This is a genomic window from Chelativorans sp. AA-79 (assembly GCF_029457495.1).
Lineage (GTDB): Bacteria > Pseudomonadota > Alphaproteobacteria > Rhizobiales > Rhizobiaceae > Chelativorans.
Genome location: NZ_CP120361.1, coordinates 1,526,824 through 1,550,003 on the forward strand (window position 1 = coordinate 1,526,824; position 23,180 = coordinate 1,550,003).

The window sequence follows — 23,180 nt, forward strand, 5'->3', positions numbered from 1 at the left end:
GGATCATCAATCGGGCGAAATCGTCAAACATGCGATGCCGGTCACATCCCCGCGTGAACCTCAGACATCTGCGGCTTCTCGATGCCGTCGCCCGGTACGGCACGCTGCAGGTTGCGGCGCAACAGATGGGGTTGACACAGCCTGCTGTCAGCCAGGGGATCTGCCGGTTGGAGGGGATCTACAGCGTTAAACTGTTCGAGCGCGGTAGAAACGGCGCGCGGCCCAGCGAGGAGGGCGAACTGGTGCTCCTCCGCGTGCGCCGGCTGATGGCCTTCATTGCGCAGATGCGTCGTCGAGTGAACGGCGGCCGGCGCGACCGGCCGCAAGTGCAGCTGCAGCATCTGATAACCCTATCGCAGCTCGAAATCCTGCATGCAGTGGAAAACTGCCGAGGTTTTGCCGCCGCCGCCCGCGAACTTGGCATCGCCGAACCTACCGTTCACCGCGGCGCACGTGAAGTAGAGCGGATCGTTGAGAAACCGCTGTTTCGCAGCGCCGGCAATGGTATCGAGATCACCCCGATAGGCCGTGATCTGGCCCGGCTTGCCGGGTTGGCCCTTCGGGAAATCGAAGTGTCATTCGAAGATCTTGATGCGTTGCGCGGCCGGCGCGGCGGCCGGTTGGTGATCGGCTCCCTGCCACTGGCGCGCACCGATCTTTTGCCGACGGCTATCACCGAACTTCACAAGATCTACCCGGATGCGTTCATAGAAATCGCCGAGGGTAGCTATGAGCATCTGATCGAAAGGCTCCGACGCGGCGATATCGACGCGATCATCGGTGCATTGCGCGGGCAGGCAAACGGCGGCGATCTGATCGAACGAAAGCTGCTGCGCGATAGCCTCTCGGTTATCGCCCGTCGTGGCCATCCTTTGAGCACGGCAACCGAGCTCGACCGCTCGACCCTGTTGACCTACCCTTGGATCGTCTCGCGCAAGGGCACACCGACGCGGAACCATTTCAACGCGATGTTTGGCGGCGGATCGCCGAATGGCGGACTTATCGAATGCTCATCACTGGTCATACTGCGAGCGCTGCTTATCAAATCGGATAATTTGGCCTTGTTGTCGCGTCGGCAGGTAAAGTACGAGGAAAATCTCGGCATGCTTGTCTCCCTGCCGATCGACCTACCCGAAACGACACGCGATATCGGCGTAACCACACGGCGAAATTGGAAGCCGACGGTCCTGCAATCGACCTTTCTTGACATTCTGGACGAGGTCGTTCGCACCGAGCAGGATGTTCCGCAATCGATGTGCCGGTCGGACGCATAAGACACTTTAATCGTCGCCGCTGTCGTGATTGAGAACTTCCGGCCCCCCGCTCCTTCTGCCTGACGTTCGTCGTCCATACGCCGCGCTCAACGCGATGTGACGCTCAGTCGTTCGAGGAATTTGGTTGCGGCCTCGACACCGCGGTCCTTCGCTATGGCGGTGCTTAGCTCCGCCGCGCGTGCCCGCATGGCGGTCGCGTCCATCGCTTCCAGCGCTTTTGCCAGCCCGGCGGCGCTGAGCGTCTTCAGGTCGAGTGGGGCGGGCCCAGCGCCAAGCGCTGCCACCCGCTTGCCCCAGAAGGGCTGGTCACCGAAGAAAGGGACGATCTGCGTGGGCAGCCCTGCACGAAGGCTCGCCGCGGTCGTTCCTGCTCCCCCGTGATGGACCGCCGCACTTGCCCGTGGCAGCAATCGATCGTGCGGCGCGGCGCCCAGGAAGAACGCGCGGGCGCTCGCATCCACTTTACCGATCGCGCCGCCCCCGCCGGCCAGCAGGCCGCGCTTCCCGGTCACTTCGAGGGCCTCCAGGATCGTGCCCGCCATCGCCGCAGGGTCGATCCCCGGCACGCTCCCGAAGCCGAAATACACCGGTGGGGGGCCAGCCGTCAGGAAAGACTCTAGGGCCTCGTCCGGCTGCCAAGCGGGGCTATCAAGGAACCAATATCCGGTGACCAGCACGTCCGGACCCCAGTCGCCCGGCTTCGGGAGCACTGCGGGGCTATAGGCGTAGAGTGTCCCTGCCGCCGGCTTGCGAGCAGTCTCTCCAGACAGGCCGAGAGTGGTGGCGCGCCACGCCTTCAGGTCCTTGGCGAACAGGAGCCGCGCGCCGTGAATGGCAAAGGCGTGGCTCATTCTGTTAAATGGTCCGAGCGAGGCGAACGGAAGCATAGGACTGGGAAACGCTCCGGTCGGCGTGAATCCTGGAAGAGGAGAAGCAAGGACATGCGGCACACCGAGCGCCGCGGCCATGTCCGGCGAGCCGAACGATTTCGGATGATAGACCAGCACGTCAGGCCGGAAGCTGCGGACGGCCCGCCACTCCTCGTCGAGAAGCCTCATCATGAAGGGGCGCATATGCTTGAGAAGCTTGAAGCCGGCGCTGAATCCCTTGCCGCCGGCAACGGCGGCCTTTCCCTCCGGCGTGTCCAGAAGTGCCAGGAATTCGCCTGACAGGCCCGCGAACGGAATGCCGTGCTCGGCCGCTGTGTCGGTGAACTGGACGGGAGCTGCCAGCTGGACCTCGTGTCCACGCGCCATCAGGCCCTTAGCCAACGCAATGTATGGCTGGACGTCCCCGCGTGTGCCGAGGGTTTCAATCGCGAAGCGCATCGACCCTCAATACACCGGGCCGAAGTGAATGTCCGCTCGTTAAGATGCTGATCCTGAGCCTGCCGGTCAGCTTCCGGCCCCTAATTAGCCGTAGAGCAGTCGTACTGTATCGCGCCTCAATTTCAGTCATAGCGCGGTGCAGTCTTGATCCGCAAAAGCAGCCATTCCCTCAGGTCTTTCGGGATTGACCGCAATGGACCTGTTGATGGCATCAGCAGCTGCATGCGGGCAACGCTGCCACCTTAAGGTCGATCGGAGTCCCTTTCCGATCTGCCCGATTTTGTATTCCTTCAGCGTAAGAAATCCGACCCGACCCGCTACTAACGGTGCAAAGGTGGGGAATGCTGGAAGCCGGACGAAACAGAATCTTCGGAGAATGGATCGAAGCGCACAAGCCATCCTGTTCAAGGTGGCGCGTGGGCAAGTCCGTATCCTCGGGGTGTGTTCGCCTGTTCAACCAGGACGTGATCGATCCTCCATGACCGCGTGGTGAGTGGCTCACCCATCCTGGTTACCAGCCTGGGCGGCGCTCAACCTCCTGTATTGGCATGAACGGCGGCCCATCGCGTGGGCGCCGTTCCCCTCAGGCGCCTGGTTCTAGCGGCACGGTCGCCGCGATGCGCCGCGCGGCTTCGACCACTAGCGGTCCCTTGGCGTCGACATCTTCGATTACATTGGGAAACAGCACGGTGACGCAGGCACGGCTCGGTCCGCGACCGTCGCGCACGGGGGCGGAGATGGCCGTGGCCTGGTAGCCCATGACACGGTCGCGCGCGGCGAATCCCCGCTGTCGTGCATGCACGAGTTCCTCGTCATCGTCCGCGCGCGGCGCCCATGTCATGCGCAGCGCCAGGCCGGACGTGCTGTCCATCGGCCGGCGGGTGCCTTCACGGGAGCGCACCGCCATGCGCGCGAGTTCAGCCTCCACGGTAAGCACATAGACGATCTCGCCATGGTCGCTGAGGCCGAGAACCGCCGTCGTGCCAACCTGTTCGGCCAGGTCACGGATGATGGGAAACGCCGCCTGGCGCATATCGCGTTTGACGTTGCGGGTGAGGTTGAGGAGCCCGAGGCCGAGCTCAAAATACCCATCGCGCCGATGCGAGCCGAGAAGCTGGTGCTGCTCGAGGGTCTTGAGCAGCCGGTAGACGATCGGGCGAGTGAGGCCGAGACGCTTGGCGATCTGCTGCGCGGTCATCGGTTGCCCATTCTCCGCCAGAACCTCGAGCACTTGCAGGCCCCGGCTCAGCGTCTGCGAAACGGATCGGTCGGAAGCGCTTTCCACGCTCTTGCCGTCGTCCAGTTCCTGCACCTTAGTCGCGTTCGTCATGTCAGGGCTCATTGCGGCGATGAAATGAAGGGGCGGTGATAATAGAGCGATTTCAGGAGAGGTGGGAACCGGCGCCGTCAGCCAATAACGCTTGCGTGCATGCGGCGCCAACCCAGCCGCATGAGCGGCAGCAGGAGCACAAGCACGGTGGCCGCGAGAAGCGTGGCGGTTATTGGGCGGGTCAGGAATATCTCCGGAGAATTCGCCGACAAAAGCAGGCTCTGACGCAGATTGACCTCCAGCAGCGGCCCCAGAACCACCGCGAGAATCAGCGGCGCGAGCGGATAGCTATAGAGCCGCATGAAGTAGCCCGCGACGCCGAACACCAGCATCACCCCGACATCGAAATACTGGAAATTGTCGAAATAGACGCCGATGATGCAGAGCGCCGTGATGAACGAGACGAGGTAGGGCTGGCACCAGCGGATGAGCACCGTGAAGGCCGGCACGAAGGCAGTGTTGAAGACCAGCAGCATCACGTTGGCGAGGAACAGGCCCGCAACCGTCGCCCATATGACGGGGCCAGACGTCTCCAGCATCCGTGGACCCGGCTGAAGCCCGACGGTAATGAGCGCCCCTAGCAGTACCGCTGTGATCGCGGAGCTGGGAATGCCGAGCGTGAAAAGGGGAACCAGGGCACCACCGATCGACGCATTGTTGGCTGCCTCCGGCCCACTCAAGCCCTGATCGGCTCCGGTGCCGAATTTTTCCGGGGTCCGCGAGAGCTTCCGCTCAAGGCTGTATGTGATGAAGGTGGCGATGGTGGAGCCGGCGCCCGGCAGCACGCCTACGAAGTAGCCGATCAGCGATCCACGGATGATGGAGCCGGTATTGCGCGCGAGGTCGCGCTTGCCGGGCACAAGTTCGCGCAATTTGATGTCGGGCAGCTTCTCTTCCGGCCTGTTGCGCTCCTTCAACAACGAAAGAGCTTCGGAGATGCCGAACAGACCGACCGCGATCGCCACGAAGCTCACACCGTCCCAGAGCAGGAACGTGCCATAGACGATGCGCGTATCGCCCGAGATGCGATCGAGGCCGATCACGGCAACCAACAATCCAAGCCCCAGCGACACAAGACCCTTGAGAAGATTTTCCTGACCGAAGCCTCCGGTCGCCACGAGGGCGAACAGCATCAGCGCAAACATTTCCGGCGGACCGAACCTGAGACCCAGCGCACTCAGATATGGCATCAGCAGGACGAGGCCGGTGAAGCCGATCATGCCGCCGACGAAGGAGGCGATGGCGCTGAGCGACAGCGCATAACCCGCTCTGCCCTGGCGAGTCATCGGATATCCGTCGAAGGTCGTCACCACCGCGCTCGGCTCGCCCGGCACGTTGATGAGGATGGAGCTGATGCGCCCGCCATACATCGCGCCCTGATAGATCGCCATCAGGAGAACGAGCGCGGGCACCGTATCCAGGGTAAAGCTGAGCGGCAGAAGAACGGCGATGCCGGCAACCGGTCCCAGGCCCGGAAGCGCGCCGATCAGGGTGCCGAGCAACACGCCGATGACGCTCCAAAGGAGCACATCGACCGTGGCAAGATCGGAGAAACCCTGCATCAGGCTGGCGATATTTTCCATTTGAAAGCTGCTTCCAGATAGCCGGGCGGTCAGAACAAGGCGCGCAGGCCGACATTCATGCCAAGCCACAGGTCGAAGATCAGATAGACGCTGGCCAGTGTGCCGAGCGTGAACAGCACGCTGGCGCGCAGGCCGACGCGCTCGATGAACAACAGCCCGGCGAGGAGAACCATGCCGGAGGCTGCCAGCAGGCCTATCCGGTCGCCGATGAGCACGGCAAGAAGGATGAGGCCGGTAAGTATGAATTGATCGTGCGTGACGATGCCGCCCGGAATGGCACTATCGTCACGTTGCGATCGTCTCCGCGCCAGCGCAGCACCCAGATAGATCGTGTGGCCTGCGACGATGGCCAGGACGATGACCGATAGCGAGACCGGGAAGAAGCCCGGCCCGATGGTGCCGTCGGGCTGGAAAAGGGGCAGGGCCAAGCCCTGGATGAATATCGAAACGACTATGAGCATGATGACGAGGGCGAACACCAATTCGCCGACCGGCGGGCGCGCTTCGCCCGCCTTCGCGCCATTGGCGGCAAGGGCGTCGCGACGCCCTTTGCCGGAACCCCGCGGAGCGCTCATTGCGCTCAGCCCCCGTTGCCCATGAGCTCCTGGAGCACGGCGCGGGTGGTTGCGATATAGTCGACCACCGCGTCGCCATACCGGAAGTTGACCGCCACGCCAATCCGCTCCAGCGCGGCCTTGAACTCTTCGTTCTGTTCGAGATTGGTCAGCGCCGTCTGCAGCCGTTCCTGCACCTCGTCGGGGAGACCGGCCGGTGCGTGGAGTGCCGACAACGATTCCAGCGAAACGTCGTAGCCGAGTTCGGTCATGGTGGGGACGTCCGGAAGGAAAGGGGACCTATTGGCGGAGGCGACCGCCAGCGGCACCGCTCCTTCGCCCACATAGGGAAGGATTGTGGTTTCGGGTCCGATATAGGCAGTGATGTCTCCGGCAAGCAGCGCCGTCAGGGCCGCGCCGCCGCTCTCGAACGGAATCTGTTGTGCCGTCACACCCGCCTCCTGGAAGAGGCGCTCTCCCGCAAGCTGCAGCGTGCTGCCGGCGCCCGGATGGCCATAGGTGATCCTGGTGCCGTTGGCCTTGGCATCGTCGAGGAACGCCTTGAGATCGGTGACGCCCGAAGCTTCGTTGACGCTCAGCGTTGGCGAGCTTCCGCCGAACGAGACGATGAAGTCGAAATCCTCGACCTTGTAGGCCAGGTCGGGGCGGCGCAGCGGCTCGGAGGTGAACAGGCTGCTCGGAGAATATTGAAGTGTATAGCCGTCGGCCGCGTCGCGCATCAGCGCAGTGGTGGCGATGACGCCGCCCGCGCCGGGCCGGTTCTCCACGATGACCGCCTGGCCGAGTTCCTCGCCCAGATACTGCGCAATGACACGCGCTGCGGTGTCAGTGGACCCGCCCGCGCCCAGCGGCACACGCAACGTGATTTCCTTTTCAGGCCAAGACTGGGCGGTGGCGGCCGTCGCGCCCCACAACAACGGGACAGCGGCGGCAAATGCGATTGCAAGATGCTTCATTGTTTCCTCCCTGTTTGACTGGTCGGCACGGCCGGCCACGTATTCGGCTCAGGTGTTGATGACGAAATGGTCGTCGCGGAAAGTGATGGTTTCGGCCGATGTCTTCTCGAGGTGGGCAATCTCCTCCGGTACATCGGAAAACGGCGCGATGTATGGCTCCAGGGTTTCCACGTCGGGTTTCACGAAGCGTGCGGTCCAGCGGCGTTCGCCACCGCGGATTTCCAGCTCGACGATCAGGCCCGGCCCGCCGGGATGCTTCAGCCGGGCCACGAACGGCCAGCCGAAGATCACCTGGCTCAAGCCATAGAAGAGCGGCTTGCCCTTGTAGACCTCGATCGGCTGGACGACGTGCGCATGCGAGCCGAAAACGGCATCGGCACCCGCATCGACCACCGCCCGCGCAACGGTGCGCTGATATTGCGCCACGTCGCGTTGCGACGACACGCCGAAATGGAAATAGGTGAACAGTAGGTCGACCTTGCCACGCAGCTCGTTCACATCCGCGACGAGTTCGGCCAGCTCCTGCTCATTGGGGTTCGTGTGCACGATCGCCGGCGCGCCCGGCAGCTCGATCAGGCGCGGATGCGGCTGATAGAATGTCGTGACGCGCAGCGGAATGACCCCCGCCTGGTGGTCAAGCGCCTCGTGTCCGTTTGGCCAGAAGACGGATGTCCGCGATATCATGCCGATCTTCAGCCCCCCGGCCTCGATGATCATCGGCTGCCGGGCCTGTCGGCGATCGAGGCCGGCTCCCGCATGGCCGATGCCGGCCCTGTCCAACTGTTCCAGCGTACGCTCGATCGCCTCGCGGCCGTAGGTGACGTTGCTCGCCAGGTTCAGCGCCTTGAAGCCCGCCTCGGCCAGGTTCGGCGCATGGCCCTCGCCCACATGGGTGAAGCCGGGCTTATAGAAAAGCTCTTCGGGCCGGGAGAGCAGGCCTTCCAGCGTACCGGCCGAGAGATCGAGTTGCGAAAGATAGGGCATCATCCTGTGGAACGGATTCCGGTCCGTCGGGAAATCGAGGAGGTTGATGTCTCCAACGAACCCCATTCTGAACGCATTCGAATCCTTGACCACAACGTACCTCTCTTTGTCCTATTATCGGACTAACGTCCGTTATATAACATTAGACAAAGGCGGACAGGTGCGTCAACAAAAAGGATGTCGGGCTCTAACCGGCTTTGCAGGCGATCAGCCGCGAATGTCATGTGCCGGCAGCGGCTTTACATGCAGGGGTGCGAAGAAGCCGGCGTGGGGCAGATGCGCAGGCCGCGAGCATCATTGCGGTCGATCATATGCGGCGAACAGGTGGTGGTCCGCATCCTGCGAAAGGAAGCAGCGCTGAATGCGTGAGCGTTCTCTACCCGGCCTGCCCCGGTGCGGAGCTCGGCTTCTCCTCTTCGCTGGGGGCTGCTCCTGGAGCGCGTGGGGCTTATCATCGCGACAATGGTGCTGATCGGCCTGGCCGCCTTCGCACATCCCAAACCGAATCCACGCCGCGTCCTCATCACGCTCCTCGTTCTGCCGCTCGCCTCCACCGCCCTGTTCATTTACGGGCTGCGCTTGCCCATTAAACCCGTGATCTTCGTCTAAGGGCGGGAGCCTTCTTCATGATGGACACCTATCTCGGGCTGAAAGGCGCGGTTGATGGCGGCGACGTCAAACCGCTCGCCGTGGGCACGGCCAACAGGCAGGCCTTCAACAAGGACATTCCCACCTTCAAGGAACAGGACGTCGAGGATCTGGAACTGGCGGCCTGGTTCGCGTTCGCCGCGCCCGCAGGCACGCCATCGGCACGTTCAACGCGGCGATCCTGGAGGTCACTGAAAAATCCACGCGTCGTCGCGACGGTCGAAGCTCAGGGCGAGATCGTCGGCAGTACACCGCAGGAACTCGGTGCGCGGGTTGCCAAGGAAGTCGACATGTGGGCCCAGGTGGCTACAAAGGCGGGGGGTCGAATAGTCTGCGTCCGCCCCCACCCTTTCGGGCATGCTCCTGCCAACGGCGGGCAAGCTCGATCGGCACCTGCGAGACGGCTTCCGGCAGAATGCCGACGCAGCGCGCGCCAAGCAGCTCGACCACCTTGTCGGCCATCGCGCGGCGGCCGGGCGTGCAGACCACCAGCGCACGGATTGCACCGAGGCGTTCAACCTCGCGGGCGGTCTCGCCCGCCTTACCCGCGCCGAAAATGATGCGCGGAGGCGTGGCGTTGTAGACGTCGCCGGGAAGGTCGAAGGAAGAGGGAATATTGGGCACAGGAGGCGAGTTCTGCGCGTCATCTTTACCAATCCACCACCGTGCCATCACCAAGCACCGCCCCTTGCGTGTGGATCACCTCGGGCTTGAAAGGATGCTTGGCCGCTTCCTTCTCGTTGATCTCGACGCCAAGGGCCCGGCACCCGACATTTCCTCCGCGTATGACTGACATGGAGCGGAAGCTCCAGGGGGCGAAAACAGTGGCCATGTTCACACCTTAAAGCGTCGGCATGCACGAGCGCAGGTAGGTGCTGAATTCTTCCATGGGGGCGGAGCGGGGCCGGCGCTGGGAGGAGATCAGGCGGATCTGGAAGACGAGATCGGGCGCGTCGAGATCGATGATGCTCAACAGGCCCGCGGCGACGTCGGCCTCGACGCTCTTTTCCGGCGAGCAGGAAAGGCCGACGCCCGCGGCAACCAGCTCGCGTAGGAATTGATATTCCGTCGCCTGCGCCACCACCTGGATGTCGTTGATGCCGGCGCTCTTGAGCAGCCGCTGCACGGCGCGGCCGAAGAGTGTTCCCGGTGGGGGGCCGACGAAGCCGTATCGCGCCACCTCGCCGGGCTTGACCTTGCGCCGTCCGACGAGGGGATGGCCGGACCCGGCGACGATCTGAAGACGCTGCGCACCGATCACCTCCGAATGCACGCCGCGCATCTCCTCGTTGCTCAGGAAACAGCCGATATCGGCGATGCCGTCCCGCACCTCCTCGACCACGTCCTCCTGCTTGCCGATCCGCACGATGAGGCGGATCTCGCGGTGCGTGAGCGCGAAGCGCGTGATGGGCTCCTTGAGCACGAAGTTCGCGAGCGAGCGCTGGCAGGAGAGCACGAGTTCGGTCCCCGCCGAGGTGCGCAGGCTCACGATGTCGGCCCGCAAATCGTCGGCTTCGGCGAGAAGCTCCCGGGCGTGATCGCGAACGCTTCTGCCTAGGTCGGTCAGGACGGGCCTGCTGCCGCGGCGGCGGCGGAAGACCGCGCCACCGACCTGATGCTCCAGGCTGCGTATATGGGCGCTGACCGACGGCTGGGCGATGTCGAGCTTGTCGGCCGCGCGCGAAAAGCTCTCCGCCTCGGCGACCGCCAGGAACACTTCGAGCCGGCGAAGGGTGACATTGATCATAGGGAAAGTTATAGTCATAACACTATCAAAGGTATAGCCCTCCGGCCCGTTGCTTGAGCCCCGCCCCGGTGCGACGCTTCTCAGGCCGCGGGAGGACGGCAGAGGTTTCGTAGCCGCCTGGGCGTCTGTTCCTCCCGCCTTCCACTCATGCGAGCCGGACAGGGAGCAGAACGAACGTGAACATCGTCGGCGTCGATATCGGAGGAACCTTCACCGATCTGGTGGGATATGTCGGCGGGCACATCGTCACATCGAAGACCTCGACCGTCCCCGCCGATCCGACAAAGGGTATCGCCACCAGCCTCGACCTGGCCGGATGCGAGACCGGGTCCGTCGACGAGCTTCTTCACGGCTCGACCATCGCCATCAACACGGTGCTGGAGCGCAAGGGTGCGCGCACCGCGCTTCTGACCACCACCGGCTTCCGCGATGTCTACGCCATCGGCCGGTCGAACCGCATTGAAGCCTTCAACCTATTCTTCGAGCGCCCCGTGCCGCTGGTGCCGCGCGACCTCACTTTCGAGGTCCGCGAACGCATCTTGGCGACAGGTGAGGTGCTTGAGCCGCTCGACGAAAAAACGCTCGACGAGGCGGTCGCCTGGGTCGACGGGATGGGCGTGGAAGCGGTCGCCGTCTGTCTGCTTCACGCCTACGTCAATCCCGAGCACGAGAGGCGCATCGGCGCGGCGCTGCGCCAGCGGCGACCCGATCTCTTCATCACCCTGTCGCACGAGATCCTGCGTGAATACCGCGAATACGAGCGCACCTCCACCACGGTTCTGAATGCCTTCGTGGGGCCGCGCGTCGGCGGCTATCTGCGCCGTCTCGACGGCTATTTGCGCGATGCCTCCTTCGGCGGCAAGGTGCACATCATGCGCTCCAACGGCGGCGTCATGTCGCTCAGGCTGGCGCAGGAGCAACCTGTGTCCATGATGGAGTCCGGCCCCGTCGCCGGCATGATCGGCGCCGGCCGCCTGTCGAAGCTGCTTGGGCTGGAGCGCTGCGTCGGCTTCGACATGGGCGGCACGACCGCGAAGTCGAGCCTCCTGACCGGCGGCGCTCCCGTCATCGAAACCGGCTATGTGATCGGCGACAAGGCGACGGGCCAGCCCATGCAGTTGCCGGTGGTCGACATCGTCGAGGTGGGCGCCGGCGGCGGCTCCATCGCCTGGGTCGACAAGACGGGCGGGCTGCATGTCGGGCCGCAGAGCGTCGGCGCGGACCCCGGACCGGCCTGCTACGGCAAGGGCTCGGCCGACCCGGTGGTGACCGATGCCGATCTCCTTCTCGGCCGCATCAACCCGCGGCGCTTTCTCAATGGCGGCATGGCGCTCGATGTCGAGGCCGCACGCCGCGCCATGCAGGAAAAGGTTGCCGGCCCGCTTGCACTCAGCGTGCCGCAGGCCGCGCATGGCGTGGTCCGCATCGCCGACGCCTCCATGTCGCTCTCCGTGCGCGCGGTGTCGGTCAACAAGGGCGTGGACCCGCGCGACACGGCGATGATCGCCTTCGGCGGAGCCGGCCCCCTTCATGCCATCTCCATTGCGCGCGAGATCTTCATCCCCACCGTCGTCATTCCCAAGCTGCCCGGCACCTTCTCCGCGCTCGGCATGCTGATGGCCTCGTGGCGGCAGGATTTCGTGCAGACGCTGATCGGCAGAGTCGGCGATCTGCAGGCGAGCCATGTCGAGGAGGTTTTCGCGGAACTCGCCGCGGCGGGCCAGGACCAGCTGACGCGCGACGGCATAGACCCGGCCACTGCCGATTTCCACTACTACGCTGATCTTCGCTATGTCGGCCAGGAGCATGCGATATCCATCCCCGTCGAGAGCGCCGCGCTTTTAACCGGCGAGGCCCGCACGGTCCGCGACCGCTTCGACCGCGAGCACGACAAGCGTTACGGCCAGTCCGCCCCTAGCGAGACCATGGAGGTGGTCAGCCTGCGCCTGGTGTTGACGGCAGCCCGCTCCGACTCACTGGCCGAGCAATGGCTGTCGCAGCCGTGGACGCCCGACAGCGATGCCGTCACGGAACACCGCGATGTCGTCTTCGACGATCCCGAGCGCCCGCTGAAAACGCAGATCCTGTGGCGCAACGCGCTGAAGGCGGGCGCGCGCATCGTCGGTCCGGCGGTGATCGAAGAACCGAACTCCACCATCCTCATTCGTCCCGACGACGAGGTCCGCGTCACCGAGGCCGGGCATCTCGTCGTCACGCTGAAATATTGACGGGCAGACTATCTCGATGACCAAAGCCACCACCGATCCGATCACCATCGAAGTCGTGCGAAACGCCGTCGTGGCCTATGCCGACGAAATGGCCGACGTCCTGTCCAAGTCGGCCTACAACATGATGATCTACGAGGTGCGCGACTATTGCTGCGGCCTGATCGACACCGATGGCCGCATGATATCGCAGAACCGCGGCGGCCTGCCGATCTTCCTCGCCGACCTTGGCGTGGCGGTCGAGGACGGGATAAAGCGTTACGGGCTCGACGGCTTCGCCGAGGGCGACGTGCTGGTGATGAACCATGGCCACATCTGCGGCCAGCATCTCAACAATGTCGTGGTCTATGCCCCCTGCTTCCATGGGGGCGAGTTGATCGGCTTTGCGGCGAACCGCGCCCACTGGGTCGACATCGGCGGCGGTCGCCAGGGTTTTGGGTCGAACGCGACGACGGATATCTACAGCGAGGGTCTGCAGATGCGCTCGCTGAAGATTTACGACGCCGGCAAGGCGAACGAGACGCTGTTGCAGATCATCCGCGACAACATCCGCTATCCGGATGCGAGCCTCGGCGACCTGCGCGCCCAGATCGCGTCGTGTCAGGTCGGGGCGCGCCGGTTCGGGGAACTCGTCGGGCGCTATTCGCGTGCCACCGTCGACGAATGCGTCGCCACCATCTGGGCGCAGGCCGACCGGCAGGTCCGTTCGGTCATCGAGAAGATCCCCGACGGCACCTATTCGGCCACCAGCTTCCTGGACAATGACGGCCGCGCGCTCGACAAGCCGCTGCGCATCAAGGTGACGGTCACGGTCAAGGGCGCGCGCATGTCCGTCGATTTCTCCGAGATGAACCCGCAAGTCGACGGCCCGCTCAATTCCGGCCGCTCGGGCGGCATCGCCGCCGCACGCGTGGCCTTCAAGGCGCTCACCTCGCCCAATCTCGACGTCAACGAAGGCTGCTTCCGCTCCCTCGACGTGGTGCTGCCCGAGGGCACCATGCTGAGCGCCAGGCCGCCGGCCGCGCTCGGCCAATGGAGCATCGCACTGCCGACCGTCATCGACACCATCCTGAAGGCGCTGGCGCCCGCGGTGCCCGAGATGATCCCTGCCGCCCACAAGGGCGACATGGGCGGCTGCTCGTTCTTCGGCTTCTACGGCGACGGGTCGCGCTTCCTGCTCATGAACATCTTCGGCGGCGGCTGGGGCGGCCGGCCGCATGGCGACGGCGCGTCCGCCTCCGTCTCCGTGTGCCAGGGCGACGTGCGCAACACGCCAGTAGAGCTGCAGGAGATCAAATATCCCTTTGTGATCGAGCGACACATGCTGCGCCCCGATTCCGGCGGCGCCGGGCGCTACCGCGGCGGGCTGGGCGTGGAGCTCACCTATCGCGTGCTGCGCGCCTGCAAGGGCAACATCAATTTCGATCGCACCGTCACCCCGCCTTGGGGCCTTAATGGCGGCAAGGAAGGTGCCGTCAGCCTGGCGATCATCGAGCGCGCGGACGGCAGGACAGAGAATGTCAACAAGGCGACCAATGTCGCCTTCGAGCCGGGCGATCGCGTGACCTTCCTGACCGCCGGCGGCGGCGGTTACGGCGATCCGCGCGAGCGTGACCGCGGGCTCTTGGAAAGCGACATCGAAAAAGGGCTCGTATCGGCCGAGGTCGCCCGCCGGGACTATGGGTTCGCGGCACCGGGTGAATCGGAGCCGGCGATGCGCCTGGCTGCGAATTCATGAGGATGGCACCGTGACGGCGAGGAAGGTGGCGGATACGCGCAGGCGCCGGCTGATCGAGGCGATGAAGGACGCGGGCCTCGATGTCGTGGTGCTCTACGGCAACGCCTGGCAGAACGATTATCTGCGCTACGCCGCCGATTTCGGCATTCTTGAAGGCGAGGGCATCGCCGTCGTGACGAGCGAGGGCGAAACGTTGCTCTATCTCGACGATCCGTTCGAGGCCGACCGCGCAGCCGTGGAATGCCCCGGCCTGGAGACGGTAGTGACCGACGATATCGTCGCCGATGCCGCAGCCGCCATCGAGCGGCTCGGCAATCGCCGTATCGCCGCCGGCCCGAAACGGCATTTGCCCTACGGCCTCGCGCGCCGGCGGGAGGATCGTCGCTTCGACGACGCAACACCCATCCTCGACCGTCTCCTGATGGTCAAGGCGGAAGAGGAATTGCAGGCGGTTCGTCGTGCGGCACGGCTTGCCGACGAGGGCTATGCCGTCTTCCGCAATGCCGCGCGCGTGGGCAGGAAGGACTATGAGCTGATCGCCGAGATCGAGGCGTTCTTCCGCGCCAACGGCGTCGAAGACAACTTCATGATCATCGGCGCCGGCGGCCCGGAAGTGCGCGGCATGGCACCGCCTTCCGGCAAGATGTTGAAGGCTGGCGATCTCGTGACGACCGAGCTCACGCCCTGCGTAGATGGCTATTATGTGCAGATCTGTCGGACGCTCGTCATCGGAAAGGCAAGCGAGGCGCAGAAGAAGGCCTTCGCCGTCTATCACGAGGCCATGATTGCGGGCATCGATGCGGTGAGGCCGGGCATCACTGCCGCCGCCATCGCGAAGGCGGAGAACGACGTCTTCCGCCGCCACGGCCTCGGCAACTACGTGACCAGCGAATACACCCGCGTGCGCGGCCACGGGCTCGGCCTCTTTCCCGACACCAAGCCGCATATCCTCGAGGACGTGACCACGACGATCGAGGAGGGCATGTCGCTCATCGTGCATCCCAACACCTACCACCCGGACGTCGGCTACATGGTGCTGGGGGATTCCCTCATCGTGACCGGGCAGGGCGCACAGGTGCTGACGACAACGCCCCGGGAGCTGTTTTCCATGGCGGCGGACAGGAGGGCGGCATGAGACACGGCCTCATGCTCTGGCGCGAAGACGAGCTGTCGCAGGGCGATGTTCTCGCCCGTCAGCGCCGCCTGCAGGCGGCCATGCGCGAGAGCGGGCTGGATGCCGTGCTCGTCTACACCAACCACGTGCGCTCGGCCGGCGTGACCTATCTGACCGGCTTCACGCCCTATTGGTCGGACGCCCTGCTGCTCGTTCCGCGGGAGGGCCAGGCCATCTTCGCGACAGCTCTGTCGAAGCGCGTCGGCAATTGGATCCGCTCGACCAATCCGACGGTCGAAATCGCCCATTCGCCGCAGCCTGGCAGGATGGCGGGCGAGCGGCTTTCCGCTCTGGGTGCCGGAAACATCGGCGTTGTCGAACTCGACCGCATGCCCGGCGGCCTCGTCGAGGAGATCACCTCCAAGACCGATGCGAAGCTGATCGACGCGAGCGATCTCTTCGCCGCTGTCCGTGCCCTGCCGAATGCTGCCGAACTGGCGCTTGCCACGACGGCGGATCGGATTGCCGCCAACGCGTTTGCCGAGATACCGGCCGACCGTCGGCTGGTGGGCGACGTGACGGAGGTGCTGGAACTGAACGCGCGGCTGGCCGGAGCCGAGGAATGCTACGTCGCCGCCGCCCCCGATCTGGCGGCCGACCGGCGCCTCGCCCGCATAAAGGGCAACGCTCCGCTCGGCGGATATTTCGCCATCCGCCTTTCCGTCGCCTATAACGGCGTCTGGATCCGCCGCACCGAAAGCCTCGCCCGCATGGCGGCCGACGGCGCGGTGGCCGAGGCGGCGCGGGCCGCCGACCGTCTCGCTGAGGCGATCGACCCATCCGCGCAGCCGGCGCCGCAGATCGCCGGGCACGCCTTGCCCGCCGGCATGACGATCCTCGACTGGACGGTGGAGGCACCGGTCGTGACGCGACCGCTCCAGCCGGTGGCGTCCAGCACCCGGCCGGCGATGCGGAACATCCCTTATGGCGTCCTGACATTGACCATCGGCACTGCACACACGCCACTCGTCTTCACGCGATCGTTCGGCCTCGCGCGCCAGACGGCGCGGGGAGGGGGTGTCGCATGACCACGCGTGTCCTCGCCCGCCGGCTTGCCGAAATCGCCGTCGACGCCCGCACGGAAGCCGCCGCAGCATTCCACACGGTCGACACGCTGGCCGCGCTGGCGGCCGGGCTGGAGGCGCAGGAGGGCGCGGCCATCGGACGCTTCCTCGACGAGGGCGACCCCGTCTCCACGGCGGCGGCCATGGCGGCCGTGATCCGCTTCACCGAGTGTGATGATATCGAGGTGCCGAGCTGCCTGACGCCGGGCTGCATAGCGGTTCCGGTCGCCGGTGAATTCGCGTCGAGCCCCCGCTCCTATGTCCGCGCAGTCGAGGCAGGATATGCGACCGGTCTTTGCCTCGCCCGCGCCGTTGGCGGTGCGGCAGCACTTGCGCGCGGCGTCTGGCCGACGCTTTTCGCGGCTCCGGCAATCGCGGCTGCAACGGCTGCGGCCGCACTCGACCTGGACGAGGAGACGACGGCCCAGGCGCTGGCGATCGCCATCGCCGGCAGCTCGGGGCGTGCGGGGCAGCCCGGCGGCAACCTGTCCGGCCGGTGGCTGGCGATCGGCGAGGCGACGCTCAAGGGCGTGCGAGCGGTAATGGCCGCGCGCGCCGGCTTCGGCGGCGATCCCGCGCTCCTGTCGCCCGAATGGCTGGCCGCCCAGTCGTCCGCGGAACTTGCGGCGCTGGAGCATCTGGAAGCATTGCCGGCGCACGCTGTGGCGTCGGTCGGGCTAAAACCCTTCGTCGCTGCGCGTCAGGGCATGAATGCAATCGAAGCGTTTTCCGCCATGCTGGCCGATGGCCTGCAGCCGGCCTCAATCCTGTCGGCCGAGGTGGAGCTGCCGCCGGACGCGGTTCCCGTCGTCAGCCGTCCGCTCGATACCGGAAGACGCCTTTCCACGATCGCCCATCTCGGCCTCCAGCTCGGCATCGCCGCCTTCGAGCGCGACCGCCTGTTCGACGTGGCGCGCGCGCATCCTTTCGATGCCCGGACAATTGCCTTTGCAGCGAAGGTGACCGTGAAGCCGGAAGTCTCGCTCGCGGCAGAGGCCGGTCACAGTTTTCCCGCGCGCGTCGTTGTGCAGACGGCGGACGGCTTCAGCGAAAAGCGGTGCGCCGTGCTGCCGGGCGACATGGCGGACGACGCGCCGCTCGCGACCTTGCAGCGAAAGATCGAAGGCCTCGGCGTCGCCGGTGCACTCGGTGGTCTCGCCTCGGCCCTGCGAAACGGCGATGCGATCGATGATGAGCGGACGCGCGTCCATGCGGCATTGAAGGCTCGCCTTGGCGGGGAGAATGAAAGCCGGGGGTTCGTCCGGCTCGTCTGAAAGATCAACCACGGGAGGATGGAATGAAGAGACCAACTGGAATTCTGATAGCAGGGCTTGCGGCCCTGGCGGTGCTGGCCACCCCGGCGGCGGCCCAGGATGCGCCGGAAAAGGCCGACATCACGATCGGCCTGCCGGTGACGACATCGACCTTCCTGCCGCTCTACATAGCGGACGAAGAGGGTTTCTTCGAGGAAGAAGGAATCAATGTCGAGATCGTTGCGTTTCGCGGCGGCACGGACATGGTGCGCGGCATGGTCGCTGGCGCCGTCGATATCGGCGTCACCTCGCTGGCGGGCGTGGCGGTGGGCATTGCCGCCGAACAGCCGCTCAAGGTCTTCTATGGCGGTTTCAACATGGCCGTCTTCGACTGGTATGCCGTGTCCGAGATCGACAGCATGGCGGATGCCAAGGGTAAGCGTTTCGGCGTCACCCGCGTCGGTTCCTCGACGGACTTCCTCACGCGTTACGCACTTCAGAGGCAGGGGCTCGATCCGGACTCCGACGTGCAGATCATCCAGGGCGGCGGCTCCGTCGAGCGGCTGGCGGCGATGGAGGCCGGGCAGATCGACGTCAACATCTTCGCCACGCCGGAGAAGTTCATGGCCGCTGATGCCGGCTTCAAGCCGATCCTCAAGCAGACGGACATCGCGCCCGACTACCCCTTCCATGTCTTCTTCGCTACCGAGGACTTCATCCAGGCCAATCCCAACACGATCCGCGCCGTGCTGCGCGGTTTCGTGAAGGGTGTGCGGCTTGCCAAGGCAGACAGGGATCGCGCAATCGAGGTGCTGGTCGACCGCGTCGGCATGGAGGAGGACTATGCCGGGCGCGGCTATGACGACTTCATTGACAAGGTCTACGAGGATGGCCGCTTGCCCTCCGAGGAAGGCATGCAGGCGTTCTGGGAAATCGGCATCGAATCGGGAGAATACGAGGAGGCATGGCCGAAGGAGCGCTACTTCGACCCGACCTTCGTCGACACCTACGAAGAATGGAAGCCGGCCGAGTAAGCGGTTAGCTTCGGGTGGGACCTTCAAGGCTCCCACCCCGCCGTCCCTCCGCTTCGCAAGAAAGAAAAACAAAATGGCACAGATCGAAATTCGCGACCTGACGATCGAATACCGCAAGCCGAACAGCGACGAGCCGTTCGTTGCGGTCGACCGGGTCTCGCTCGATATCGCCAAGGGCGAGTTCGTGACCATCGTGGGCTCGAGCGGCTGCGGCAAGAGCACGCTGCTTCTGGCGGCGGCCGGTTTGGTGAACAGCGCCAGCGGCACCATCACGATCAACGGCAAGGAAGTCAGCGGTCCCGGCCCGGACCGGGCGATGGTCTTTCAGGAGGCGTCGCTGCTGCCGTGGCGTTCCGTGCTCGGCAATGTCAGGTTCGGCCTGGAGATGCAGCGCTGGAAGAAGGACGATCCGACGGAGCGCGCCCGGCGCTTCATCCGCATGGTGGGCCTCGGCGCTTTCTCGGACTACCACCCGCACCAGCTTTCCGGCGGCATGCGCCAGCGTGTCAACATCGCGCGCGCACTTGCCGTCGACCCGCACGTCCTTCTCATGGACGAGCCATTCGGCGCGCTCGACGCGCAGACGCGCGAGGTGATGGGCGATGAGTTGCTCAAGATATGGGAGCGCGACCGCAAGACGGCGCTGTTCGTCACGCATGACATAGATGAGGCGGTGTTCCTCGGCGACCGGGTGGTCGTCATGGGCCGCGACCCCGGCCACATCAGGGAAATCATCGACATCGACCTGCCGCGGCCGCGCACCGCCGCCATGCTCGACAGCGATCAATTCGCCGCTTACCGGCGCCGGCTGCGCGAGGGGCTCGGCGAGGACATGGCCGCCATGCACATGATAACCGAGGCCGCGTGATGGCGATGGCCACGAGCAAATCCACCGCGATGGAAGGACGGGCCTGGAACGCCTGTTTCCCGCTGTCGCGCTCGACGACGATCTCGTGCCTGTCCGTGCTTCTCTTCTTCGTCGTGTGGCAGGTCGCGCCGGAGCTTGGGCTGGTCAACGGACGCTTCACCAGCCAGCCGACGAAGGTGGCGGTCGCCGCCCTCGAAGTCTTCGCCAGCGACGACTTTTTCTATCACGCGCGCATCAGCCTGACCGAGTTCGCGCTCGGTTTCGCCCTCGCCCTCGTCGTCAGCGTGCCGCTGGGCGCGCTGCTGGGCACGTCCAAACATGCGCGCTACGTTCTCGACCCGCCGCTCATGGCGCTCTACATCGCGCCCACCCTCGTGCTCCTGCCGATCATGGTCATCTGGCTCGGCATCGGCATGGCATCGAAGGTCGCGGTCGTCTTCCTCGGCGTGATCTTCCCCATCATCGTCAACACCATGGCCGGCATGCGCGAGGCGGATCCGCGGCTGATCAGGGCCGCGCGTTCCTTTGGCGCCAGCAGGCTCGACATCTTCACCCGCATCCTGGTACCGGGCTCGCTGCCCTCCATCCTGATGGGTGTGCGGCTTGCCGTCGGGCGCGGCGTTCTCGGCGTCGTTGTGGGCGAGCTCTACGTCTCGCAGGCCGGCGTCGGGCACCAGCTCATGACCTACGGCTCGTCAATGCGCATCGACCGGCTTCTGGTCTACGCGCTGGTGATCAGCGTCTTCGGCTACACCTTGACCTCTCTCGTCCGGTTGCTGGAAAGCCGTGTGCGCAACTGGAGGACGGAATGATGACCGAACTCTACCGGCGCTATGAGGCGCTTGTCCTCGGTACGCTCTCCCTGCTGACGATCGGCCTCCTTTGGCAGGCTGTCGTCTCGGCGGGACTGATCAACCCCTTCTTCATCTCCACGCCCGGCGCGGTGTTCAAGGAGATGGGGGTGCAGTTCGCCGACGGCACGCTCGTCGAGAACATCCTGGCCAGCCTTCATTCCTTCGTGCTGGCGCTGGCGCTCGCGGCAGGCGTGGGCATCGGGCTCGGCATGCTGGCGGGCTGGTTCCCGGACGCCGAGGCGGCGCTAGAGCCGTTCATCTGGTTCAAGTATTCCGCGCCAACCATCGCCTTCTACCCGCTCTTCGTCGCCTGGCTCGGCTACGGCACGCCGACCATCGTGGCCATCGCCTTCCTGTTCGCGCTCACGCCGATCTACGCAAACACGCTGTCCGGCATCAAGAATGTCGACCGGGACCTCGTTCGCGCCGCCCATTCATTCGGCGCGCGGCCGCTCGATATCTTCCTGCGGGTGGCGCTGCCCGGGTCCGTGCCGATCGTGGTGGCCGGCCTGCGGCTCGGGGTAGGGCGGGCGCTGACCGGCGTAGTGGTGGCCGAACTCTTCGGCGCCAGCGCGGGGCTCGGCTACAGCATCGCCTATCACGCCCAGCTCCTGCAGACGACCAAGATGATGGTCTCGATCCTCGTCATCATCCTGCTCGGCGTGGTGCTGACGCAGATGCTTTCCTGGCTGGAGAAGAAGACCGATTCCTGGCGCGTCCCCTGACGGCGCGCAAAACGCGGAGTGCGTCCATGCACATCATCGACTCGCATTTCCACTGGTGGCCACTGCCGATCTTCGAGGCGCTTTCGAAGAAGTCCGCCTATCCCAAGGCGTTCGCCAACGAGCGAGGCGGTTACACCTATGTGGGCGCGGACGCCCGCAGCGGCACGGTCGCAAGTTGGGCCGCCTGGTTCGACCTCGAAAAGGAGTTCGAGCATATGGACGCGCTCGGGCATGACGTCGATGTCGTAAGCTCCATTGGCCCGTTCTCCATCTACTTCTCCGAGCTGCCCGTGAACGAAGGCCGCGACGCCGCGCTCGAGTGGAACGAGACGATGGCCGCCGCGCAACGCAAATATCCGGACCGCTTCTGGGGCACCGCCGCCATGCCGCTCACCGATACGAAGACGGCGATCGAGGTTCTGGACCACGCGATCGGCGAGCTCGGCCTCGTTGGCGCCAACCTGCCGGGCAGCATCGGCACGGATCCGCGCATCGACGCGGAGCGGCTGGAACCCTTCTACGCTCGCGTGGAGGAACTCGGCATCCCTCTCTACCTCCACCCCACCGACGCCATCTTCCCCGACATCCTGGACGGCTACAACGAGGCTCTGCATTTGAGCCTCGGTCGCGTCGTCGAGGTCAGCTCCGCCGCCATGCGGCTCGTCTTTTCCGGCATGATGGAGCGCCATCCCGGCCTGAAGATCATCATGTCGCACACCGGCGGCGCGCTGCCCTACCAGGCCGGCCGCATGGACAAGAACGGCGGCAAGGCGGGGCTGAAGCAGCCGCCCAGCACCTATATCCGCCGCATGTTCACCGACACGGTCTCTCCGCACATGCTCGGCATCAAGTTCGCGATCGAGTACTACGGAATCGACAACGTCATGTACGGCACCGACTATCCCTGCTGGGACCCGGCCACCGCGCTACGGCTGATCGACGAGATCAGCCTTTCGGAACAGGAGAAGCAAAAGCTCTTTGTCGACAACGCACGGCGCATCCTCAATCTGCCCGCCGAGCAAGGACGAGCGATGCCACAGTGATGGAGCACGAGCGGTGATTGGGATGCTCCGGCCGAAGCTGGATGCATAATAAACCGAGGAGGAATCGGGTGTGCGTTACCCTCGTGGTTGGACAAGCTCACCGTGAGTGAAGGCAAGGCCACACCCCTAGGCCGCTGATCTTAGAATAGATCTCTCAACCAATCGCAGGAATCGGGTGATTGCAAGCCCCCGCAACCAAATCCACCAAAAAGTCTAATGAAATCGATCTATTGCTATGGGGCATTTTGAGCTTTTTGGCGGCGGCGGAATTTGCCTAAAGACAAACACTTGGTGTGAGGTTGAAATCGCCCCTCGCAACCAACCACAATCGCGGACCAGTGTTACGCAAACCAGCGCGACAACTGGTGCGGTGGTATTTCGAACGGCTGTGCCTTCGTTCTGCCTGCTGTCCAGCCTACAGAGAGGGTGGGCATCACATAGGACCGCAGAATGCCTTGTGGAGCGCTTCCACGACCGTGAGCACTTCCGGCCGGGCAATCCTGTAATAGACGGTCGTGCCCACGCGGCGCGACTCGACCAAGCCGTCCGACCTGAGCCGCATCAACTGCTGCGACATCGGAACCTGGTCTATCCCGAGTTCGGTTCGAAGCTGAGCAACCGACTTCTCCTCACCGCCAAGTGCGCAGAGCACCAGAAGCCGCTGCGGGTGCGACAGGCTTCGCATCAGGTCAGCGGCCTCCTGTGAGGCGGGGATCATTTCTCTTACATTCATGTTATTGAATTTAGAAAGTTTGAATGTTACATGCAAGAGCGGCC

22 protein-coding genes and 1 pseudogene are annotated in these 23,180 nt (G+C 64.7%); 13 read left to right on the forward strand and 10 right to left on the reverse strand.

What is annotated here, in order from left to right:
• Positions 1-53 precede the first annotated feature (53 nt).
• Entirely contained in the window at positions 54-1,274 is a 1,221-nt protein-coding gene (locus PVE73_RS07465; protein ID WP_277366333.1) for a LysR family transcriptional regulator, read from the forward strand.
• Positions 1,275-1,360: 86 nt separating this feature from the next.
• Here the strand turns inward: PVE73_RS07465 and PVE73_RS07470 are convergent, their stop codons facing one another.
• Positions 1,361-2,602 (reverse strand): glycosyltransferase, encoded by a 1,242-nt coding sequence (locus PVE73_RS07470; RefSeq protein ID WP_277366334.1) that lies wholly within the window; start codon positions 2,600-2,602, stop codon positions 1,361-1,363.
• Between the two features lie 410 nt (positions 2,603-3,012).
• On the opposite strand from PVE73_RS07470, the pseudogene PVE73_RS07475 reads away from it, so the two are divergent.
• Positions 3,013-3,154 (forward strand): annotated as a pseudogene (locus PVE73_RS07475) (L,D-transpeptidase family protein); the annotation flags it as partial.
• 31 nt (positions 3,155-3,185) lie between these two features.
• On the opposite strand, the gene PVE73_RS07480 reads toward PVE73_RS07475, so the two are convergent.
• From PVE73_RS07480 to PVE73_RS07500, 5 genes are all read right to left on the reverse strand, one after another.
• The gene (locus tag PVE73_RS07480) at positions 3,186-3,932 is read right to left on the reverse strand and encodes a helix-turn-helix domain-containing protein (RefSeq protein ID WP_277366335.1); all 747 of its coding nucleotides are present in this window, start codon (positions 3,930-3,932) and stop codon (positions 3,186-3,188) included.
• Positions 3,933-4,009: 77 nt separating this feature from the next.
• Positions 4,010-5,515, reverse strand: coding sequence for a tripartite tricarboxylate transporter permease (locus PVE73_RS07485; RefSeq protein WP_277366336.1), 1,506 nt, complete (start codon positions 5,513-5,515; stop codon positions 4,010-4,012).
• 29 nt (positions 5,516-5,544) lie between these two features.
• Positions 5,545-6,090: a tripartite tricarboxylate transporter TctB family protein gene (locus tag PVE73_RS07490; protein ID WP_277366337.1), complete on the reverse strand. Its 546-nt coding sequence runs from the start codon at positions 6,088-6,090 to the stop codon at positions 5,545-5,547.
• Between the two features lie 5 nt (positions 6,091-6,095).
• Complete coding sequence (locus PVE73_RS07495) at positions 6,096-7,046, reverse strand: tripartite tricarboxylate transporter substrate binding protein (protein ID WP_277366338.1); 951 nt, start codon at positions 7,044-7,046, stop codon at positions 6,096-6,098.
• A 48-nt stretch (positions 7,047-7,094) separates the two neighbouring features.
• Positions 7,095-8,096, reverse strand: a complete 1,002-nt coding sequence (locus PVE73_RS07500) for a CapA family protein (protein WP_277366339.1) — start codon at positions 8,094-8,096, stop codon at positions 7,095-7,097.
• A gap of 375 nt (positions 8,097-8,471) precedes the next feature.
• Here PVE73_RS07500 and PVE73_RS07505 point away from each other — a divergent pair, with 375 nt between their 5' ends.
• A complete protein-coding gene (locus PVE73_RS07505) occupies positions 8,472-8,639 on the forward strand; it encodes a hypothetical protein (RefSeq protein WP_277366340.1) in 168 nt (55 codons plus the stop codon).
• 345 nt (positions 8,640-8,984) lie between these two features.
• Here PVE73_RS07505 and PVE73_RS07510 read toward each other — a convergent pair whose 3' ends face one another.
• From PVE73_RS07510 to PVE73_RS07520, 3 genes are read right to left on the reverse strand one after another with little or no spacing between them, the layout of a single operon-like run.
• Complete coding sequence (locus tag PVE73_RS07510; RefSeq protein ID WP_277366341.1) at positions 8,985-9,302, reverse strand: iron-containing alcohol dehydrogenase; 318 nt, start codon at positions 9,300-9,302, stop codon at positions 8,985-8,987.
• Positions 9,303-9,327: 25 nt separating this feature from the next.
• On the reverse strand, positions 9,328-9,474 hold the full coding sequence (locus PVE73_RS07515) for a hypothetical protein (protein WP_277366342.1): 147 nt from the start codon (positions 9,472-9,474) through the stop codon (positions 9,328-9,330).
• A 45-nt stretch (positions 9,475-9,519) separates the two neighbouring features.
• Positions 9,520-10,443, reverse strand: a complete 924-nt coding sequence (locus PVE73_RS07520; protein ID WP_277366343.1) for a LysR family transcriptional regulator — start codon at positions 10,441-10,443, stop codon at positions 9,520-9,522.
• A gap of 158 nt (positions 10,444-10,601) precedes the next feature.
• Here PVE73_RS07520 and PVE73_RS07525 point away from each other — a divergent pair, with 158 nt between their 5' ends.
• The 10 genes from PVE73_RS07525 to PVE73_RS07570 all read left to right on the forward strand — a co-directional run bounded on the left by PVE73_RS07525 (position 10,602) and on the right by PVE73_RS07570 (position 22,403).
• Positions 10,602-12,653, forward strand: coding sequence for a hydantoinase/oxoprolinase family protein (locus tag PVE73_RS07525; protein ID WP_277366344.1), 2,052 nt, complete (start codon positions 10,602-10,604; stop codon positions 12,651-12,653).
• A gap of 16 nt (positions 12,654-12,669) precedes the next feature.
• Complete coding sequence (locus PVE73_RS07530) at positions 12,670-14,388, forward strand: hydantoinase B/oxoprolinase family protein (RefSeq protein WP_277366345.1); 1,719 nt, start codon at positions 12,670-12,672, stop codon at positions 14,386-14,388.
• A 10-nt stretch (positions 14,389-14,398) separates the two neighbouring features.
• The gene (locus PVE73_RS07535) at positions 14,399-15,523 is read left to right on the forward strand and encodes a Xaa-Pro peptidase family protein (RefSeq protein WP_277366346.1); all 1,125 of its coding nucleotides are present in this window, start codon (positions 14,399-14,401) and stop codon (positions 15,521-15,523) included.
• A complete protein-coding gene (locus PVE73_RS07540) occupies positions 15,520-16,590 on the forward strand; it encodes an aminopeptidase P family N-terminal domain-containing protein (protein ID WP_277366347.1) in 1,071 nt (356 codons plus the stop codon). The genes PVE73_RS07535 and PVE73_RS07540 overlap by 4 nt, the downstream gene beginning before the upstream one ends.
• Positions 16,587-17,900: an MmgE/PrpD family protein gene (locus PVE73_RS07545; RefSeq protein ID WP_277366348.1), complete on the forward strand. Its 1,314-nt coding sequence runs from the start codon at positions 16,587-16,589 to the stop codon at positions 17,898-17,900. Before PVE73_RS07540 ends, PVE73_RS07545 begins: the two co-directional genes overlap by 4 nt.
• Positions 17,901-17,923: 23 nt before the next feature.
• The gene (locus tag PVE73_RS07550) at positions 17,924-18,913 is read left to right on the forward strand and encodes an ABC transporter substrate-binding protein (protein ID WP_277366349.1); all 990 of its coding nucleotides are present in this window, start codon (positions 17,924-17,926) and stop codon (positions 18,911-18,913) included.
• Between the two features lie 73 nt (positions 18,914-18,986).
• Positions 18,987-19,781: an ABC transporter ATP-binding protein gene (locus PVE73_RS07555; protein ID WP_277366350.1), complete on the forward strand. Its 795-nt coding sequence runs from the start codon at positions 18,987-18,989 to the stop codon at positions 19,779-19,781.
• Positions 19,781-20,593 carry an ABC transporter permease gene (locus tag PVE73_RS07560; RefSeq protein ID WP_277366351.1) on the forward strand — a complete coding sequence of 271 codons (813 nt, stop codon included), beginning with the start codon at positions 19,781-19,783 and terminating at the stop codon, positions 20,591-20,593. Before PVE73_RS07555 ends, PVE73_RS07560 begins: the two co-directional genes overlap by 1 nt.
• A complete protein-coding gene (locus PVE73_RS07565) occupies positions 20,590-21,360 on the forward strand; it encodes an ABC transporter permease (RefSeq protein WP_277366352.1) in 771 nt (256 codons plus the stop codon). Before PVE73_RS07560 ends, PVE73_RS07565 begins: the two co-directional genes overlap by 4 nt.
• Before the next feature lie 26 nt (positions 21,361-21,386).
• The gene (locus PVE73_RS07570) at positions 21,387-22,403 is read left to right on the forward strand and encodes an amidohydrolase family protein (RefSeq protein ID WP_277366353.1); all 1,017 of its coding nucleotides are present in this window, start codon (positions 21,387-21,389) and stop codon (positions 22,401-22,403) included.
• 433 nt (positions 22,404-22,836) lie between these two features.
• Here the strand turns inward: PVE73_RS07570 and PVE73_RS07575 are convergent, their stop codons facing one another.
• The gene (locus tag PVE73_RS07575; protein WP_277366354.1) at positions 22,837-23,088 is read right to left on the reverse strand and encodes a metalloregulator ArsR/SmtB family transcription factor; all 252 of its coding nucleotides are present in this window, start codon (positions 23,086-23,088) and stop codon (positions 22,837-22,839) included.
• Positions 23,089-23,180 lie beyond the last annotated feature (92 nt).